The organism is Acetobacter conturbans, from assembly GCF_011516755.1.
Lineage (GTDB): Bacteria > Pseudomonadota > Alphaproteobacteria > Acetobacterales > Acetobacteraceae > Acetobacter > Acetobacter conturbans.
Genome location: NZ_WOSY01000002.1, coordinates 233,018 through 248,903 on the forward strand (window position 1 = coordinate 233,018; position 15,886 = coordinate 248,903).

At 60.2% G+C, this 15,886-nt stretch carries 17 protein-coding genes and 2 tRNA genes; 12 read left to right on the plus strand and 7 right to left on the minus strand.

Going from position 1 to position 15,886, the window contains the following annotated elements; translation table 11 throughout:
- Window positions 1–221: 221 nt before the first annotated feature.
- From GOB81_RS03130 to GOB81_RS03140, 3 genes are all read left to right on the plus strand, one after another.
- Complete coding sequence (locus tag GOB81_RS03130; protein WP_173568899.1) at window positions 222–422, plus strand: YdcH family protein; 201 nt, start codon at window positions 222–224, stop codon at window positions 420–422.
- Between the two features lie 112 nt (window positions 423–534).
- The gene (gene purE, locus GOB81_RS03135; protein WP_242010030.1) at window positions 535–1,014 is read left to right on the plus strand and encodes a 5-(carboxyamino)imidazole ribonucleotide mutase; all 480 of its coding nucleotides are present in this window, start codon (window positions 535–537) and stop codon (window positions 1,012–1,014) included.
- Window positions 998–2,164, plus strand: a complete 1,167-nt coding sequence (locus GOB81_RS03140) for a 5-(carboxyamino)imidazole ribonucleotide synthase (protein WP_173568901.1) — start codon at window positions 998–1,000, stop codon at window positions 2,162–2,164. Before purE ends, GOB81_RS03140 begins: the two co-directional genes overlap by 17 nt.
- Window positions 2,165–2,220: 56 nt before the next feature.
- Here GOB81_RS03140 and GOB81_RS03145 read toward each other — a convergent pair whose 3' ends face one another.
- The 4 genes from GOB81_RS03145 to GOB81_RS03160 are packed head-to-tail and all read right to left on the minus strand — an operon-like array spanning window position 2,221 to window position 5,650.
- Complete coding sequence (locus GOB81_RS03145) at window positions 2,221–2,982, minus strand: ABC transporter ATP-binding protein (RefSeq protein WP_173568902.1); 762 nt, start codon at window positions 2,980–2,982, stop codon at window positions 2,221–2,223.
- Between the two features lie 5 nt (window positions 2,983–2,987).
- The gene (locus GOB81_RS03150; protein WP_173568903.1) at window positions 2,988–3,929 is read right to left on the minus strand and encodes an ABC transporter permease; all 942 of its coding nucleotides are present in this window, start codon (window positions 3,927–3,929) and stop codon (window positions 2,988–2,990) included.
- A gap of 46 nt (window positions 3,930–3,975) precedes the next feature.
- A complete protein-coding gene (locus tag GOB81_RS03155; protein ID WP_173568904.1) occupies window positions 3,976–4,419 on the minus strand; it encodes an NUDIX hydrolase in 444 nt (147 codons plus the stop codon).
- Window positions 4,397–5,650, minus strand: a complete 1,254-nt coding sequence (locus tag GOB81_RS03160) for an MFS transporter (protein ID WP_173568905.1) — start codon at window positions 5,648–5,650, stop codon at window positions 4,397–4,399. Before GOB81_RS03160 ends, GOB81_RS03155 begins: the two co-directional genes overlap by 23 nt.
- A gap of 147 nt (window positions 5,651–5,797) precedes the next feature.
- Here GOB81_RS03160 and gpt point away from each other — a divergent pair, with 147 nt between their 5' ends.
- From gpt to GOB81_RS03190, 6 genes are all read left to right on the plus strand, one after another.
- Window positions 5,798–6,280 carry a xanthine phosphoribosyltransferase gene (gene gpt / locus GOB81_RS03165; protein ID WP_173568906.1) on the plus strand — a complete coding sequence of 161 codons (483 nt, stop codon included), beginning with the start codon at window positions 5,798–5,800 and terminating at the stop codon, window positions 6,278–6,280.
- A gap of 6 nt (window positions 6,281–6,286) precedes the next feature.
- On the plus strand, window positions 6,287–7,207 hold the full coding sequence (locus tag GOB81_RS03170; RefSeq protein WP_173568907.1) for an N-acetylmuramic acid 6-phosphate etherase: 921 nt from the start codon (window positions 6,287–6,289) through the stop codon (window positions 7,205–7,207).
- Between the two features lie 15 nt (window positions 7,208–7,222).
- Window positions 7,223–7,299: transfer RNA gene (locus GOB81_RS03175), tRNA-Pro, on the plus strand.
- Window positions 7,300–7,339: 40 nt separating this feature from the next.
- A complete protein-coding gene (locus GOB81_RS03180) occupies window positions 7,340–7,645 on the plus strand; it encodes an ETC complex I subunit (RefSeq protein WP_173568908.1) in 306 nt (101 codons plus the stop codon).
- Between the two features lie 66 nt (window positions 7,646–7,711).
- Window positions 7,712–7,788, plus strand: a tRNA-Arg gene (locus GOB81_RS03185).
- 929 nt (window positions 7,789–8,717) lie between these two features.
- On the plus strand, window positions 8,718–9,776 hold the full coding sequence (locus tag GOB81_RS03190; RefSeq protein ID WP_173568909.1) for a glycosyltransferase family 4 protein: 1,059 nt from the start codon (window positions 8,718–8,720) through the stop codon (window positions 9,774–9,776).
- Between the two features lie 12 nt (window positions 9,777–9,788).
- On the opposite strand, the gene GOB81_RS03195 is transcribed toward GOB81_RS03190, so the two are convergent.
- Both GOB81_RS03195 and GOB81_RS03200 read right to left on the minus strand, forming a co-directional pair.
- Window positions 9,789–10,352, minus strand: a complete 564-nt coding sequence (locus tag GOB81_RS03195; RefSeq protein WP_408736891.1) for a LolA family protein — start codon at window positions 10,350–10,352, stop codon at window positions 9,789–9,791.
- 8 nt (window positions 10,353–10,360) lie between these two features.
- Window positions 10,361–10,669: a BolA family protein gene (locus GOB81_RS03200; protein WP_173568911.1), complete on the minus strand. Its 309-nt coding sequence runs from the start codon at window positions 10,667–10,669 to the stop codon at window positions 10,361–10,363.
- 83 nt (window positions 10,670–10,752) lie between these two features.
- On the opposite strand from GOB81_RS03200, the gene GOB81_RS03205 reads away from it, so the two are divergent.
- The 3 genes from GOB81_RS03205 to GOB81_RS03215 are packed head-to-tail and all read left to right on the plus strand — an operon-like array spanning window position 10,753 to window position 14,333.
- Window positions 10,753–11,358, plus strand: a complete 606-nt coding sequence (locus GOB81_RS03205; protein ID WP_173568912.1) for a J domain-containing protein — start codon at window positions 10,753–10,755, stop codon at window positions 11,356–11,358.
- A gap of 55 nt (window positions 11,359–11,413) precedes the next feature.
- On the plus strand, window positions 11,414–12,406 hold the full coding sequence (gene cobS / locus GOB81_RS03210; RefSeq protein ID WP_173568913.1) for a cobaltochelatase subunit CobS: 993 nt from the start codon (window positions 11,414–11,416) through the stop codon (window positions 12,404–12,406).
- A gap of 19 nt (window positions 12,407–12,425) precedes the next feature.
- Entirely contained in the window at window positions 12,426–14,333 is a 1,908-nt protein-coding gene (locus GOB81_RS03215; protein ID WP_173568914.1) for a cobaltochelatase CobT-related protein, read from the plus strand.
- On the opposite strand, the gene GOB81_RS03220 is transcribed toward GOB81_RS03215, so the two are convergent.
- Window positions 14,319–15,791, minus strand: a complete 1,473-nt coding sequence (locus GOB81_RS03220) for a pyridoxal phosphate-dependent decarboxylase family protein (RefSeq protein ID WP_173568915.1) — start codon at window positions 15,789–15,791, stop codon at window positions 14,319–14,321. The two genes, GOB81_RS03215 and GOB81_RS03220, sit on opposite strands and share 15 nt — an antisense overlap.
- Window positions 15,792–15,886: the final 95 nt, after the last annotated feature.

Genomic DNA, 15,886 nt, shown 5'->3' on the forward strand with positions numbered 1-15,886 from the left:
AACGCCGTCTGTCTTCATTTTTTCATGAAAATTTGCTCATGTTGTCATCAATGGAATTCGGAGACTGATGGGTCGTAAGCCTCGATGAAGTCGGGTCAGGCTCTGGTGTCGGATCGTCTGGTGGCTTAACGTGGCGAAAACGAGGCGTCTTTCGCTCCCCGACCCAGGAACGGGAACAGGCGACGAGGCGCACCGGACAGAACTGGAAAGCCGGAGGTTCGATGCTGCGTGACCGGGAAAGCATGCTGCGCAGGCTCCATGAGCTGCGAAGTGAACACCGTGACCTTGACACGGTCATTGACCGTCTGGCCCGAGAACCGATGGATCAGCTTCATCTTCAGCGGCTGAAAAAGCGCAAGCTGCATCTGAAAGATGAAGTCACCTGGATAGAAAGCCGTCTCATTCCTGACGATATCGCCTGACCGGAATACGGACGGCGCAACCGGCGAAATTTGAGAAGCCATGGATAACATCGAAGACAAGCCCAGGACAGCGATTGACGACGTGGATACCGTCGTCGCGGAGGAAGACGGCATGCCGCGTGTCGGTGTGATCATGGGAAGCCAGTCCGACTGGGAGACCATGCAGCACACCACTTCCACGCTTGAGGCTCTCGGAATTGCTCACGAGATCAAGATCGTCTCGGCGCACCGCACCCCGGACCGACTGGCGGACTACGCACGCACGGCCGTCGAACGCGGTCTCTCGGTCATCATCGCGGGTGCTGGTGGCGCGGCGCATCTGCCCGGCATGTGCGCCGCATGGACGCGTCTTCCCGTGCTCGGCGTCCCCATTGAATCAAAAGCCCTGAAAGGTATGGACAGCCTGCTGTCCATCGTTCAGATGCCGGGAGGCGTGCCCGTCGGCACACTTGCCATCGGCAAGGCGGGCGCTATCAACGCAGCACTTCTCTCCGCCTCCATCCTCGCCATAAACGACGCCGATCTCGCCGCACGGCTCGAGACATGGCGCGCCCTTCAGACCGCTTCGGTACGCGATGAACCCGAAAAATGAACTCCCCTCCCTCGTTGTGAAGCCTCTTCCCCTGAACTCTGTGATTGGCATCGTCGGCGGTGGACAGCTTGGCCGCATGTCGGCAATGGCCGCGAGTCGTCTTGGGTTCCGGACGCACGTGATCGCAAAGAACATGGATGATCCGGGCGTGCAGGTTTCCCATAGCGCGACCATCGGCGCGTTCGACGACCCGGCAGCCCTGCGACGCTTTGCTGATGCAGTCGATGTGGTGACATTCGAGTTCGAGAACATTTCGGCGAACGGGCTGGATGTGCTGTCGGAAATGAAACCGGTCAGGCCATCGGGTTCCATCCTGCGGATCAGTCAGGACCGGGAACAGGAAAAGACTTTTCTCGGATCAATCGGGGTGCCTGTCGCGCCCTGGCGCGTCGTCACCAGTCGCGCCGATCTGAAAACAGCCGCCGAGGCCGTGGGCTATCCCTTCATTCTGAAGACGACAAGGCTTGGCTACGACGGCAAAGGCCAGTTCCGCGTTCGGGATGCAAGCCAGCTTGACGAGGCTTTCGCGACACTCTCTCCGAAGCCGCTTGTGGCGGAGGGCATGGTCGATTTCGCGATGGAAGTCAGTGTGATGGTCGCACGCGGGCTGGATGGCACCATTCGCTGCTTCGATGTAACGGAAAACCGCCATGCCTCAGGCATTCTGGACGTAAGCCTCGCGCCCGCCCGCATCACGGAAGAACTGGCGGCACAGGCGCACGACATGGCGCGTCGTATTGCCGAAGGACTGGATCTGGTCGGTATTATGGGCGTCGAGATGTTCGTCGGGCGCACTGGCGACGTGCTGGTGAATGAAGTCGCCCCCCGTCCCCACAATTCGGGACACTGGACGATGGATGCCTGCCCCTGCGACCAGTTCGAGATGCACATCCGGGCAGTCACCGGCCTGCCTCTGCCGGAGGTGAACCGTCATTCAGATGCCGTGATGAAAAACCTCGTCGGACCGGACGATATGGCCCTGTGGCCCGAGATAGTGGCCACTCAGGGCTTGATTCCGCACCTCTACGGCAAGCGGGAAGCGCGCATCGGCCGCAAGATGGGCCATGTGAATGCGCTGTTCCCCAAGGGAAGCCTGCCCGGTGAGTTTGGTGTTCAGACCGCTCTCGGGCCTCTGGGAAGCGCTGAATAGGCGCTCCCTTTGGTTCGGGCGTTCGGGCTGCCAAGTCTGTCACACGCCTCCGGCGGTCAGTGCTCCGCTTCCAGATAAGCCGGAAGCACGTCCGCCGGGACGCCGTCCATCCTGACACGTCCCTGATCCATCCAGATCACGCGCGTGCACCATTTTTCTATGATGGATGGCAGGTGGGTCGAGATCACCAGAATTTCGGCCCCCTCCACCAGTCCGGCGATCCGGCTGGCCGCACGCTGCATGAAGGCGGCATCACCCGCCATGAACCACTCGTCCATGATCAGCACCTCGGGCATGATCGCCGTGGCCAGCCCGAAGGCCAGTCGCAAGCTCATGCCTGAACTGTAGGTTTTGAGCGGCAGATCCATGAACGTGCCAAGATCGGCGAAAGCTTCCACATCCGCTTCCACCTCGCCTATCGCGGTTTCGGAAAGACCGAAGAACAGCCCGCGCAGCCGGATATTCTCTCGTCCGGTCAGTTCGTGGTCCATGCCCAGCGACGTATCCAGCAGGGTGCCGACACGTCCCCGCACCGTCACACGGCCTTCGACCGGCTCGTAGATCCCTCCCAGAGCGCGCAGGAGCGTCGTCTTCCCTGCCCCGTTCCGCCCGACCAGCCCAAGCCTTTCACCCGGATTCAGTGAGAAACTGACATCGGAGAGCGCCTGCACCATGACACGGTTTCGTTCATCGCGGGCAAGACGGCCCGGCGAGGAACGGCCACCCAGCGCCTTCTTCATGCTTTTTTTCAGGCTCCGCGCATCGCCATGATAGAGCGGAAAGGAGATGGAGAGGTTCGTGACGTCGATGCCGGCCATGACTGTTACACCCAATAGGCCAGCCGACCGCGCATGCGCGCGAACAGCAGGAATGAAACAACCCAGAGCACCACACTGTATATGCTCGCCATGAGCCATATCGACGGGCGCACGGGGGTGCCCATGAAGGGGCCACGTACGATTTCGATCAGTGGGTAGCAGGGATCAAGCAGCATGTACTGCCGCCCCATATAGATCAGGTCCGGCTTCCAGAGGATCGGCGTCACGAAAAACAGAATCTGAAGGATATTGCCCGCTATGGGCGGCATGTCCCTGAAACGTGCACCCAGAACGCCAAGCGTCAGGGTCAGCGCATAAAGATCGACCATCCACAGGCATACACCTGTTGGCAACGACCAGTTGAGCGTCGGCGCGATCCGGAACACGGCGAAGAGGACGATGATCACCCCGACGCTGTGGAGGAAGGTCAGAAAATTCCGCACCATGACGCGCATGACATGCACGGAGAACGGCATGCGCACGGCATGGATGAGGCCGCTGACATTGGTGAAGGCGGCACATCCGTCCGTCACCGTTCCTCCGAGATAGGCCCAGAGAACCAGTGAAAAGCACAGGAACGGCAGGTAACTCTTCAGGTCTGTGTGCAGCAGCGTGGCGTAGAGCATACCCATGGCCGCGACGAGAATGACCGTGGAAATGGTGACCCAGAACGGTCCGAGCAGTGACCCGCGATAACGGAGCTTGATATCCAGCCAGCCGAGCGTCCAGCCGAGGCGGAAAAGACGCAGGCTTTCCCGGATATCGCGAACAGCATGGGAGATATGGCCGAAGCCTCGCTCCGGCATGAGATCCATGACGGGCTCATCCCTGCGGGCCGCAAGCTCGGCCTCGACATGCGGTTCGTCCGTAATCGGCGTCGGATGCGCCATCGGCTCCGACTGTGGCGGACGCCCGTCGTCCTGATCCGACCGTTCGATGCTGTTCATGTCTGCGCGATAGACAAGCCGCAACGGAAGCGCAAGTTTTCCAGAATCATGCGCCCGGTGCCGCCAGCCGCGCGAGGGCTGCCACACCGGCGCTGGCACGGACACCCAGAGCTTCAATTGCTGGCAGGTCGAGCCACTCGGCTTCAAGGGCATCGTCACCCGCGACGGGCATTGTGACCGGTCCGACCACGACACATTTCACCGCGACAATAACATAATGGAACAGAAGCGCGCCGTTTTCATCACGGTGGATCGAATCAAACGCGGTGATCACCCCTTCCCCCCGTGCCGTGACGCCTGTCTCCTCCATCAACTCCCGGGACGCCGCGATGAACAGATCCTCACCGGGGTCGATCCGGCCACCGGGGAAGCCCCACAATCCCGCATCGGGTGGATTGGCCCGGCGGACAAGGAGCCACGTGCCGTCCACGGGATGGCGGCATACAGCGAGAACAGCGCCTCGCGGCTCAATCGGCTGGTTTGATGTCATCAAGACGATCCAGATCACGCAGGCCGGGGAAAAGACGCATCCAGAGAACAGTGACGATCAGCGTCCCGACGCCACCGATCACCACGGCGGGCACCGCTCCCATCCATGCGGCCATCATCCCGCTCTCGAACTCGCCAAGCTGGTTCGAGGAGCCGATGAACAGCATGTTCACAGCTGACACGCGCCCCCGCATCTCGTCCGGCGTGCCGAGTTGCACCAGCGCGCCGCGCACCATCACGCTGACGACGTCCGCCGCTCCCAGCACCATCAGCGCCAGAATGGACACGAGGATGGAATGGGAAAGTCCGAAAACAATGGTCGCCACTCCAAACACGGCGACGGAAAAGAACATCGTCCGTCCGGCGTTATGACGGATGGGCCACCGGGTCATGATCCCCGCCATCAGCACGGCACCCATCGCCGGACCGGCCCGTAGGAACCCCAGTGCAACCGGCCCTGCATGGAGGATGTCCTCGGCATAGAGGGGCAGAAGGGCCGTCGCGCCCCCCAGCAGCACGGCGAACAGGTCAAGCGAGATTGCCCCGAACATGGGGCGCTGCCGACGCAGGAAGGCAATGCCGCCCATGACGGATTCCAGCGTGATGGGCTGACGCTGGCGCGCGGGAAAACGAAGACGGATGCTGGAGGTTGCCAGCGCGGAGATGGCGAATCCGATGGCACACAGGGCGTAGCAGGTGTCCGCACCGAAGCCATACAGCACGCCACCCAGCGATGGTCCGGCGATGCAGGCCACCTGAAAAAGAGAAGAAGACAGCGCTGCGGCACGAGGAAAGAGAGACACTGGCACAATAGCGGGGAGGAATGTCTGTTGCGCGGGCATCTCGAAAGCGCGGCAGGCGCCGAACAGCGCCACCAGCACGTAGAGTGCCCATGCTCCGATCCAGTGCTGCCAGGAGGCTATTGCCATGAGGCACGCAGCACTCGCCTCGATGACCTGACAGGTGATGACGATGCGGCGACGATTGAACTGGTCGGCCACATGCCCCGCCGGAAGCGTGAGCAGCAGCATGGGCAGGAACTGCGCCAGACCAGCAAAGCCAAGTGCCGCTGCGCTGTGGGTCAGGGCGTAGATCTGCCACCCGACCGCGACCGCCTGCACCTGAGAGGAAAATGCGGAGAGATTACGCCCGGCCAGGCAGCCGATGAGGCCGGGCTGGCGCAACAGAGCGATCTCAGAGGATAACTCAGGGGATGAGTCGCTGGCTGACATGCCGGTTTCTCTAACAGGAGAGCCGCGACTTGGCACGCAAAATGGCTGTCACGTTGCAAAGAACGACCCGCGCGGGCAATACGGCTTTGAAGAGACCGCCACGATGCGGGTGACCGCACGATCAGAAATAGACGGAGACGCTGCGCGATGGCGACGACTTACGCAACGGTGACATGGGATCAGCTTCATCGGGACGCCCGGATACTGGCCGAGACCCTCATGGCGAAGGGTCCCTTCAAAGGAATCGTCGCCGTGACGCGCGGAGGACTGATCCCGGCCGCCATTGTCGCCCGTGAACTGGACTGCCGCCTTGTCGAGACGATCTCGGTGATCACTTATGACGACGAGTCCCGCGGCAAGCCCGAGATCATCAAGGACCCGCAGGTCACCGGCGACGGCGAGGGTTATCTTGTGATCGACGACCTCGTCGATTCCGGGGTCACGGCGCGGGTCGTCCGGGAGCGCCTGCCCAAGGCCCTGTTCGCCTGCCTCTATGCAAAGGCGCAGGGCAAGCCACTGACCGATCTTTTCGTGGTCGAAGTGCCGCAGGAAACATGGGTGCTGTTCCCGTGGGATACGGCTCCGTTGTTCATTCCGCCACTGGCGAAAAAACTGACGACCGGAAGCTGACGTTCGATGTCCCCTGTTCTCCCGGCGACAGAAGGCATTGATCCGGCTTTCGAGGATTATGACACATGGCCGGTGGCGAGCCAGTTGACTGCACTCTGGCAGTCGCAACTTGCGGCGGCAGCCATTGTGTCCTCCGCGCTCCCTGCCCTTTCACGAGCGGTCGAAGCCGCCCTGCCCCGACTGAAAGCCGGTGGCCGATTGATTTATGCCGGTGCCGGAAGTTCAGGACGACTGGCGGCTCAAGATGGCGCGGAACTTGAACCGACCTACAACTGGCCGCCCGAACGGATGCAGGTCCTGATCGCAGGTGGCCCGACTGCGCTGCTGAATGCGGTCGAGAACGCGGAAGACGACGAGGTCGCAGCGCGGGAAGCGATCGACGCGCTGGCGATTACGCCCAACGACGTTCTGGCGGGAATCGCTGCCAGCGGGCGCACGCCTTACACCGTCGCGTGCGTTCGAGCAGCAAGGGAAGCCGGAGCGCTGACCCTTGGCATCTCCAATGCCCCGGACACTCCGCTTCTTCTTTGCGCCGAACATCCCATTCTGATCGAGACCGGAGCGGAGCCGATCTCGGGCTCGACCCGGATGAAAGCTGGCACGACGCAGAAAATCGTTCTGAACCTGCTTTCCACCGCGCTCATGACAGGACTGGGCCGTGTCTACAGGGCGCGGATGGTGGACATGCGGAGCCGCAACGAAAAACTCCGCCAGCGCGCTGTTCGTATGGTGGTCAGCCTCGCCGGTTGCGATGAGGAAACGGCCCGAATCGCTCTTGAGCAGGCGGACGGTCACGTAAAGCTGGCCGTGATCGTTGCGTATGGCGTGAGCGCACCGGACGCTTTAGCCGCACTTTCACGTGCTGACGGTAATTTACGGACGGTATTGAGAGAATTGGGGCTTGCCAGCGTCTCTCCGTGCACCTAACTTCCGCCGCAGGTTCGGGGCGTGGCGCAGCCTGGTAGCGCGCCTGTTTTGGGTACAGGAGGCCCCCGGTTCGAGTCCGGGCGCCCCGACCACTTTAAGACTGTCTCGTTGATAACAACGGAGCGGCACGTAATGACTGCACGAATTTACAGACAACCGAAAAGCGCTGGTCAGTCAGGCCTTCATGGCATTCACGACTGGATTTTCGAGTATGGCCAGTCCGCGCAGCGCCGCCCTGACCCTTTGATGGGCTGGACCGGCAGCCGCGACACAAGTGCACAGATTCGCCTGCGCTTCGAAAGTTGTGAGAGCGCCGAAGCCTATGCCAGACGGCACGCCATCCCTTACGAGGTTGAAGCTCCCGTAGAGCGTATCCGCAAACCCAAGATCTATGCCGATAATTTCGCGGTCAATCGGCTTGAGAACTGGACGCACTGAGGGTTTCTTCGCTGTTACCCTTGTTTTTCGGGTGCGAACACCGGATAACGTGCCCACGCATGCTGCGCGCCCTTAGCTCAGTTGGATAGAGCAACAGCCTTCTAAGCTGTGGGTCATTGGTTCGAATCCAATAGGGCGCGCCAACTTCATTTTATAAATCGATGCTTGTCTGCTTCGCCCGTGGGTCGAAGGCCCCCGCACGCACTTTTTGGCGCTGATAAAGACAATTCCTCACACTCATGGCAGCAAGCACCAAGAGGCCGCGTCAAAAGCTCTTTGCTGGTAAGGCCGCCATCCTTTTCCGCGTTCCAAAGCTTACGGCCAACCTGACCATTCCGCCTTTGTACCCAAAACCGCACGGCGGTCGCCACCCATCAGAGGCGTTCTCGCTCAGTAAAGAGCTTGTGAAATAGTCTCTTAATGATGAAGCATGGCTACAGGCTCGCAGCAGCCACCCGCAATCCGTGATTTTCGCTGTTTACCGCCACCTGCACGAAGAACTGTTCCGTAAGGTGCACGAGAAATGTTCCAAAACCAGCAATTCAACACCGGTATCAGGAAGCGTGTGAATATATACGTTCCTGCTCACTTGGCGTGACAAGCAGGATATGCTGAGGAATCTCGAACTAGGCACCCTCGCTTGCGTTAAATAAAAATCAAAAATGAATAAGCGCCTTCGAAAAGATCATTCCTCGCCTGTGACAGGGCTTGGCCGCAACATTGGTCCTCTGCTACGCTTCTACTGACTCAGGATGCCTCGCAAAACCTTACCCGGACGAAGTATTATTAGACGGAAAGAGATGAATTCAGTGATTACATGCAGAATACCACATTCTTGTGGGCGTTCCTGCTACGTCCTGAAATGCTTTTGATCCTGTGATTTCAGTGTATCCCTTCCGCGCAGACATGCAGGGACGATATCCTTTTTCCTCTCTGTCCAATCCCTCATTTCACGGATAGAAAAAATGCTCTTGTTGTCAGATGATACAAGAGGCAGCCGCCACACTCACGACAATATAAACAGGCACTGCGCGCATTGTTTTCTCGTGACTCCCGGCATATGGAGCAAGTTATGAAAATCATGCATATTCTGAATGAATTTGTAGATGTCGGTAATGGCATCGTGAATGTGTGCTGCGATCTCGCCTGCATGCAGGCAAAAATGGGTTACGACGTTGTTGTGGTCTCGCGGGGCGGCGGTCATGTGGCGCTTCTGGAACAGTGTGGTGGTCGCCACGTCACGCTCGACCAGACGCGGAAGGTGGGAAATGTCCTTCCCATGATGTGGAATTTCGCGAAAATCCTGAAAGCCGAAAAGCCCGATATCGTTCATTCGCACATGATGACCGGTGCCGGTCTCGCAGCGTTGTTCCGAAAACTCAGGTTCCCGTTCCGCACGGTTTCGACCGTCCATAACGTCTACCAGAAAAGCTTTCGTATCATGTGTCTGTCAGACCTTATCGTCTGCCTGAGCGACAGGGTGCGGCAACAGATTTCAGCCGGTCATCGCAACGCGAACCGCATGATCGTCATCGAAAATGGCGTCATCGGCAGTCCGCGCAGAGCAGATCCGGCCACAGTCGAGCCTCTGAAGCTGGACCGCCCGGCGATCATCACCATTGGCGGCGTCTGCGAAAGAAAAGGCGCTGACATCTTTCTGGACGCCATGGAGCAGCTCGGAAGAACTGACATTCATGTCTACTGGATCGGAAACAAGGACTGGCCTGAGTTCGAGACGCGGCTCAATGCCAGTTCAATGCGCGACAATTTCCATCTTGTGGGCTTCGAAGGCGAGCCTCTGCGCTACCTGAAAGGCGCTGATCTGTTCGTTCTGGCGTCTCGCCGGGAAACCTTCCCTCTCAGCATTCTGGAAGCCAAGGAAGCCGGGCTCCCCATCATCTGCTCGGACGTGGACGGCAATGCCGATGCGGTCAGAGAGGGAAAAGAGGGGCTACTCGTCTCCGTCGGCTCTTCAGAAAAGCTCGCCGCTGCGATCAGCAAGGTTCTGTCTTCACCTGAATTGGCCAGCAGTCTTGCTGAAGCTTCGCGCGAAAGCTGTGTTCGCTACAGCGTTGACACCATGACGCGCGAATATATCACGGCCTATCAAAAACTTCTGGCAGCACGCTGAAAACGAACGATTTTACTTATCCGGAGATTCAGAAAAATCCAGCGTCGTGACATGCTGACGGTCATCAACAAGAACCAGACCGCTCAGCGTCAGCGCCCCTGAATCATCGCGAAAGCGCAAGGTCAGGAGGCCATCGGATAGACGGTCTGTCTTGGCCAGCGACATTTGCAAGGTGGCAGGTCCCCGCCGGATGGCCGTGACGGTGACTGCGCCACTCAACTGGATCGGATGAGTCATCAGCAGGCCAAGCGGGCTGTGGGACAGCCCCATGCGGGTCACTGCGCCCGTCTGCGGGTTGTTCAGCACGAGATGGCCGTCACCGGCGGTCAGCGTCATGCCTCGCGGATTATCATAATCGAGCCGCAGATTGCCCGGGATGTATGTCAGCGTTCCGTAGCCGCGTCCGCCATCGGGCCACGTCTGGACAAACCACAAGCGAAGAGTGCTCAGGCCGTTGAGATAAGCCTCGGCACGCGCCACATCCGCCCGATCCTGAGGCGACAGACTGACGGACCGCCCTGCCTCCGCACAAGCTGCCAGAGCCAGCCCCGAGAGGAGAACGGCTCGTCGCGTCACGCTCTGCATCACGCCGCCACTTCAGCTGGAGTGTTGAGCGTCAGGGCCAGCGCGTGCAGACCGTCACCAAATTCGGCGTCGAGGTATTTGTGCACCAGCCTTGAACGGGCAACGCGGGACAGGCCGTCGAACGCATCGCTCACCACTGTCAGACGAAAATGGGTTTCAGACGCCCCTTCCTTCGGCCCGCGTGGTCGGGCGACATGGTGGGCATGACGATCACTCTCATCAATGATCTCGATATGGATGGGCGACAGTTTCTCCTCCAGGAGCGCCTTCACCCGCTGGGCCCGCGGCCCCGTTGCGATACCGACCATCGGCTCTCTCCCTTCCCTGTGCATGCGGCCTCCGGTCACAACCCTCTTGCGTCCGGCCCGTCACGGCACACATAACAGGCTGCATGAGCAGACGAAACACACGCCACCGGGCTTTTGACCCGGACCCGGATGCGCCGAGGCAGTGCTGTGATGCCCCCGGCTGCGGAAAAGACGCGGGGTATCGCGCTCCCCGCTCGCGGACCACGCTGAACGAGTATTTCTGGTTCTGCCTCGAACATATTCGTGAGTACAACGCGCGATGGGATTACTATAAGGGAATGAGTTCCGCGCAGATTGAGGCTCACCTGCGTGCCGATATATCGTGGGACCGCCCTTCCTGGAAAATGGGCCATGTGGGCGCGAAGGGATTCAGCGAGGAAGACGTTCTCGATCCGCTGGACATCCTCAATGCATCTCGTGCCGACCGCGCACGTCGACATCGCAAGGCCCGCGAACCGCAAACCCCCGAGCCCCTCCGGGAGCCGCTCGTCACGATGGGTTTGCGCTGGCCCGTCTCTCTTGATGAGGTGAAAACGCGCTATAAAATGCTGGCGAAACGAAATCATCCAGACAGGAACAATGGCGACCGCCACGCCGAGGAACGTCTGAAAGTCATTAACGTAGCCTACTCGGCCATTCGCGCCCATTTTGCATCGAACGTGGATAGCAATCTCGAAAAATCCGCCTGAGCGTGGCAGGGTCACGACGCCACGATATCGATGCACATTAACGAACGGACACATCATGACCGCTGAGACCGAAGAACTGGTCCCTACATCTGCACTATCGGCGCCCGATCTGAAGGTCTCCGCCCGCAAGGTTTTCGGAATCGACAGTGATCTGGAAGTCCCGGCCTTCTCGATCCGCACCGAGCATGTGCCGGAGATCGATACGAGCTATCGATTCGATCACGATACGACTCTGGCCATCCTCGCCGGTTTCACCTTCAACCGCCGCGTCATGGTGCAGGGCTTCCACGGCACCGGGAAATCATCCCACATCGAGCAGATCGCCGCGCGGCTGAACTGGCCCTGCGTGCGCATCAACCTCGACAGCCACGTTTCGCGCATCGACCTGATCGGCAAGGACGCCATCGTCCTGAAGGACGGTCAGCAGGTGACCGAATTCCGCGAAGGGCTGCTCCCGTGGTGCCTCCAGCACCCCTGTGCCCTTGTGTTCGATGAATATGATGCCGGCCGCCCGGACGTGATGTTCGTCATCCAGCGAGTGCTGGAAGTGGACGGCAACCTGACGCTCCTCGACCAGAATCGCGTCATCCACCCCAACCCGTTTTTCCGCCTGTTTGCGACCGCCAACACGGTCGGCCTCGGTGACACGACGGGCCTGTATCACGGCACGCAGCAGATCAATCAGGGGCAGATGGATCGCTGGAACATCGTCACCTCCCTGAACTACCTGCCACACGAACAGGAAGTGGCGATCGTCGTCTCCAAACTCGGGATCGCCCCTGACGACAAGAAGATGCGTCAGACCATCGACAACATGGTGGCCCTCGCCGGCCTGACCCGCTCCGGTTTCATGGCCGGTGACATCTCAACCGTCATGTCGCCCCGCACCGTCATCGCCTGGGCGGAGAACCTGCGCATTTTCGGTGACCTTGCTTTCGCCTTCCGCGTTACGTTCCTGAACAAGTGCGATGAAGCCGAGCGCAGCATGGTGGCGGAGTATTACCAGCGCTGCTTCAACGCAGACCCGATGGGCAAGCGCAAGAACTGATCGAAAAGAGAGACCGGACATGGCCGAGCGTCCCCGCTCTTCGCAGACGACACCTCCCGTGAATGAAGCGGCCGACCGGGCCGAAGCGTTCCGTCGAGCGACGATCGGAGCCATTCGCGCCATGGGTGGGCGCACCGACACTACGGTCACGTTCCATGCGGGCAACATGCCCGCCGGTCCTCTCGATCAGGATATTCCCATCCGGCTTCCGCAGCTTTCGCGCCATGCCACGGAAGACGAAACGGGACGTATCCGAGGCGCCGCCGATGCCGAGGCACTGAAGCTCCGTCATCATGATGCAGACTTCCATCGCACGCATCAGCCGGACGATGGCGCGGCGCGATCCGTATACGACGCCCTTGAACAGGCACGCATAGAAGCTGTTGGCTCCCGTCACATGCTCGGGGTGGCGGCAAATCTCGACCGCAAGCTGGAGCAGGATTGTCAGGACGCTGGCGTTCCTTACATGACGAGCAAGGAGCAGTTGCCGACGGCGCTCGCCCTTGGTCTGCTCGCGCGGCAGAAACTCAGTGACCGCCCAGTGCCCGGAATGGTTCGCCCGCTGCTGGAAGACTGGGCGCGCTCCCTGTCTCCGGAAGCGCAAAAGGCTCTTGATGCCCTGTCGGCCGCGCAGAACGATCAGACCGCCTATTCCCGTGCTTCCCGCAAACTGATGGCGGCCTGTTCTCTGGTCGAACTTGAGGACGAGTCTCCGGAGGAGGACGAGAACGGTGAAGAGGATGCCTCCAGCCCGGAAGATGGGGCGGAGGAACCCCCTACCTCTCCGGAAGAGCAGCCGCCTTCGGGCGAGATGGATGAAGATCAGGGCGCCGAAGAACCGCAGCTCATGGACAGCACGGGTGATCCTGGCGAACCCGATGACTCGTCGGAAACGGAAGCAGGCGATGCGGACGGCACGGGCGATCCCTCCGGCCCGAACGAAGGGGGCGCTGGCACACCCGGCAATACGGCTGCGGGCTATCACGCTTATACGACCGCGTTCGATGAAGAGACGGCGGCGGAAGATCTGTGCGATGAGGATGAACTGACCCGCCTGCGCCAGCAACTGGACCAGCAGCTTGCGACCCTCACCGGGGTCATTTCCCGGCTTGCCAACCGTTTGCAGCGGAAGCTTCTGGCGCAGCAGACCCGGGCATGGAACTTCGACCTTGAGGAAGGAATTCTCGACGCCGGGCGTCTTTCCCGCATTGTCGTTAACCCCACGCTCTCGCTGTCCTACAAGCAGGAAAGCGAGACGGAATTCCGGGACACGGCGGTCACGCTGCTGATCGACAATTCAGGCTCGATGCGTGGGAGGCCTATTTCGGTAGCCGCCATGTGCGGCGATATCCTCGCCCGCACGCTGGAACGCTGCGGCGTGAAGGTCGAGATCCTTGGCTTCACCACCCGTGCGTGGAAAGGCGGCCAAAGCCGCGAAAAGTGGACCACGGACGGCAAGCCGAAGAATCCCGGTCGCCTGAACGATCTGCGGCATATCATCTACAAATCCGCCGACACGCCGCTTCGCCGGGCACGCCGTAATCTTGGCCTGATGCTGCGCGAAGGGCTGCTCAAGGAAAACATCGACGGCGAAGCCCTGATCTGGGCTGCCAGACGCCTGCGTGCCCGGCCGGAACAACGGCGCATCCTGATGGTGATCTCGGATGGCGCGCCAGTCGATGACAGCACCCTGTCAGCCAACCCCAGTTCTTATCTGGAAGACCATCTGAGGGAGGTTATCGCCTCCCTGGAGAGCCGGAGCGATATCGAACTCATCGCCATCGGCATCGGTCATGACGTGACACGCTATTATCATCGCGCCGTGACCATCACCGACGCGGAAGAACTGGGCGGCACGATGATGAAGAAGCTGTCCGAACTGTTTGATGAAGACGGCAGGCGAGGATCGCGCTCACGCGCTGCGTAGGCCGCGCTGTCGGGCAAACATCAGAACCGCGTCAACCATCCGGTCCACATCGTCATTGACGGTCCGATGATTCACGATGGCCGCCCGAACCACCAGCCGTTCATTGATGCGGGTGGTCGAAGGTGCCGCGATGCCGGATTCCTGCACGTCCTTCACAACCTCCGCGTTCAGCGTATCCAGTTCCTCATTTGTGAGATCTGGCGAGCGGAGACGGAAACACACGATATCGAGCGTCACGGGGGCCATCAGTTCAAGGTCAGGCTCCCGCTCAACACGCTGAGCGAGATGGCGAGCGACGGCGCAGCAATGATCGACCATCCGGCCAAGTTCGCGCGTGCCATAGACCGAAAGGGTCGCCCAGACTTTCAGCGCCCGAAAACCCCGCGAAAGATCCGGCCCCAGATCGCAGAACCACGGTGCGCCAGCCGCAAGCCCACGATCTTCCCGCGACAGATAGGACAGGGTCTGAGCGAAGGCGGCTGCATGTCTGATGGGATCACGGACAATGACGCAGCCGGCATCGTAGGGAACCTGAGCCCATTTGTGGAAATCGAACGCCAGGCTGTCAGCTTTTTCCAGCGCAGCCAGAGCGGGACGATAGTACGGGGAAAGTGCGGCCATTGCGCCAAAAGCGCCATCGACATGGAACCAGAGCCCTTCGGCTTCCGCGATGGTGGCAATGTCGGCCAGAGGATCAATGGCTCCAACGTCCACCGTTCCCGCCGTTCCGACGACCATGAACGGCTGGAAACCGGCACTCCGATCAGCGGTGATCATATTCTGCAGAGCCGCAATATCCATCCGGAACGCGCCATCCAGAGGGACCAGTCTCAGAGCGTCTGAACCAAGCCCTGCCAGATCGAATGCGCGACTTATGCAGCCATGCGCGCTTCTGGCGGCATATCCGACCAGAGGACGCCCCCCGACGCCACTCCGGCGCAACGCCAGCCCATCTTTGACGGCACGGCTGGCGACGATAACGGCAATGAAATTTGCCAGCGAAGAGCCGGTGACAAAGAGACCGGAGGCCGTTTCTGGAAACCCCATGAGAGTGGCAGCCCAGCGGATAACCATCCGCTCGACCTCGACGGGAGCATGGTCCCGGCCGCCCAGATTGGCATTGAGGCCAGCTGCCAGCATCTCTGCGAGCATCCCCGGCGCAGTCCCGCCACCGTGCACCCACCCCATGAAACCCGGGTGCCGGTTGCCGACTCCATAAGGCAGCACATCCTGCTGAAATGCGGCGGTAAAATCCTCTAGAGAACCACCATTTTTCGGCACCGGGGCGGAACGGAAACGCTGCCGGACTGTCTCGGGCGTGGGTTGCCAGACAGGCTGCTGCCGAAGGATCATGAGGTTATCCACCATCATGTCGAGCATCCGGTGACCTTCGGCACGCAGCGTCTCCCATTCCTCACCCTGAGGATCGAGAGATGAAAATTGTTTGTCATCCGTCATGCAACTTCCTCACCGACGCCGCGTCACACTCTCGCGACTGCCATTCTCTTTCGTCATCGGTCTCCCGAAGCGATGAGCAGACAAATCTCTTTTCC

Excerpts from the sequence above, each read along its gene's own strand:
- GOB81_RS03130 (WP_173568899.1), top strand. The coding sequence starts at position 222 with ATGCTGCGTGACCGGGAAAGCATGCTGCGCAGGCTCCATGAGCTGCGA.
- purE (WP_242010030.1), top strand. The coding sequence starts at position 535 with ATGCCGCGTGTCGGTGTGATCATGGGAAGCCAGTCCGACTGGGAGACC.
- GOB81_RS03140 (WP_173568901.1), top strand. The coding sequence starts at position 998 with ATGAACCCGAAAAATGAACTCCCCTCCCTCGTTGTGAAGCCTCTTCCC.
- GOB81_RS03145 (WP_173568902.1), bottom strand. The coding sequence starts at position 2,982 with ATGGCCGGCATCGACGTCACGAACCTCTCCATCTCCTTTCCGCTCTAT.
- GOB81_RS03150 (WP_173568903.1), bottom strand. The coding sequence starts at position 3,929 with ATGAACAGCATCGAACGGTCGGATCAGGACGACGGGCGTCCGCCACAG.
- GOB81_RS03155 (WP_173568904.1), bottom strand. The coding sequence starts at position 4,419 with ATGACATCAAACCAGCCGATTGAGCCGCGAGGCGCTGTTCTCGCTGTA.
- GOB81_RS03160 (WP_173568905.1), bottom strand. The coding sequence starts at position 5,650 with ATGTCAGCCAGCGACTCATCCCCTGAGTTATCCTCTGAGATCGCTCTG.
- gpt (WP_173568906.1), top strand. The coding sequence starts at position 5,798 with ATGGCGACGACTTACGCAACGGTGACATGGGATCAGCTTCATCGGGAC.
- GOB81_RS03170 (WP_173568907.1), top strand. The coding sequence starts at position 6,287 with ATGTCCCCTGTTCTCCCGGCGACAGAAGGCATTGATCCGGCTTTCGAG.
- GOB81_RS03180 (WP_173568908.1), top strand. The coding sequence starts at position 7,340 with ATGACTGCACGAATTTACAGACAACCGAAAAGCGCTGGTCAGTCAGGC.
- GOB81_RS03190 (WP_173568909.1), top strand. The coding sequence starts at position 8,718 with ATGAAAATCATGCATATTCTGAATGAATTTGTAGATGTCGGTAATGGC.
- GOB81_RS03200 (WP_173568911.1), bottom strand. The coding sequence starts at position 10,669 with ATGGTCGGTATCGCAACGGGGCCGCGGGCCCAGCGGGTGAAGGCGCTC.
- GOB81_RS03205 (WP_173568912.1), top strand. The coding sequence starts at position 10,753 with ATGAGCAGACGAAACACACGCCACCGGGCTTTTGACCCGGACCCGGAT.
- cobS (WP_173568913.1), top strand. The coding sequence starts at position 11,414 with ATGACCGCTGAGACCGAAGAACTGGTCCCTACATCTGCACTATCGGCG.
- GOB81_RS03215 (WP_173568914.1), top strand. The coding sequence starts at position 12,426 with ATGGCCGAGCGTCCCCGCTCTTCGCAGACGACACCTCCCGTGAATGAA.
- GOB81_RS03220 (WP_173568915.1), bottom strand. The coding sequence starts at position 15,791 with ATGACGGATGACAAACAATTTTCATCTCTCGATCCTCAGGGTGAGGAA.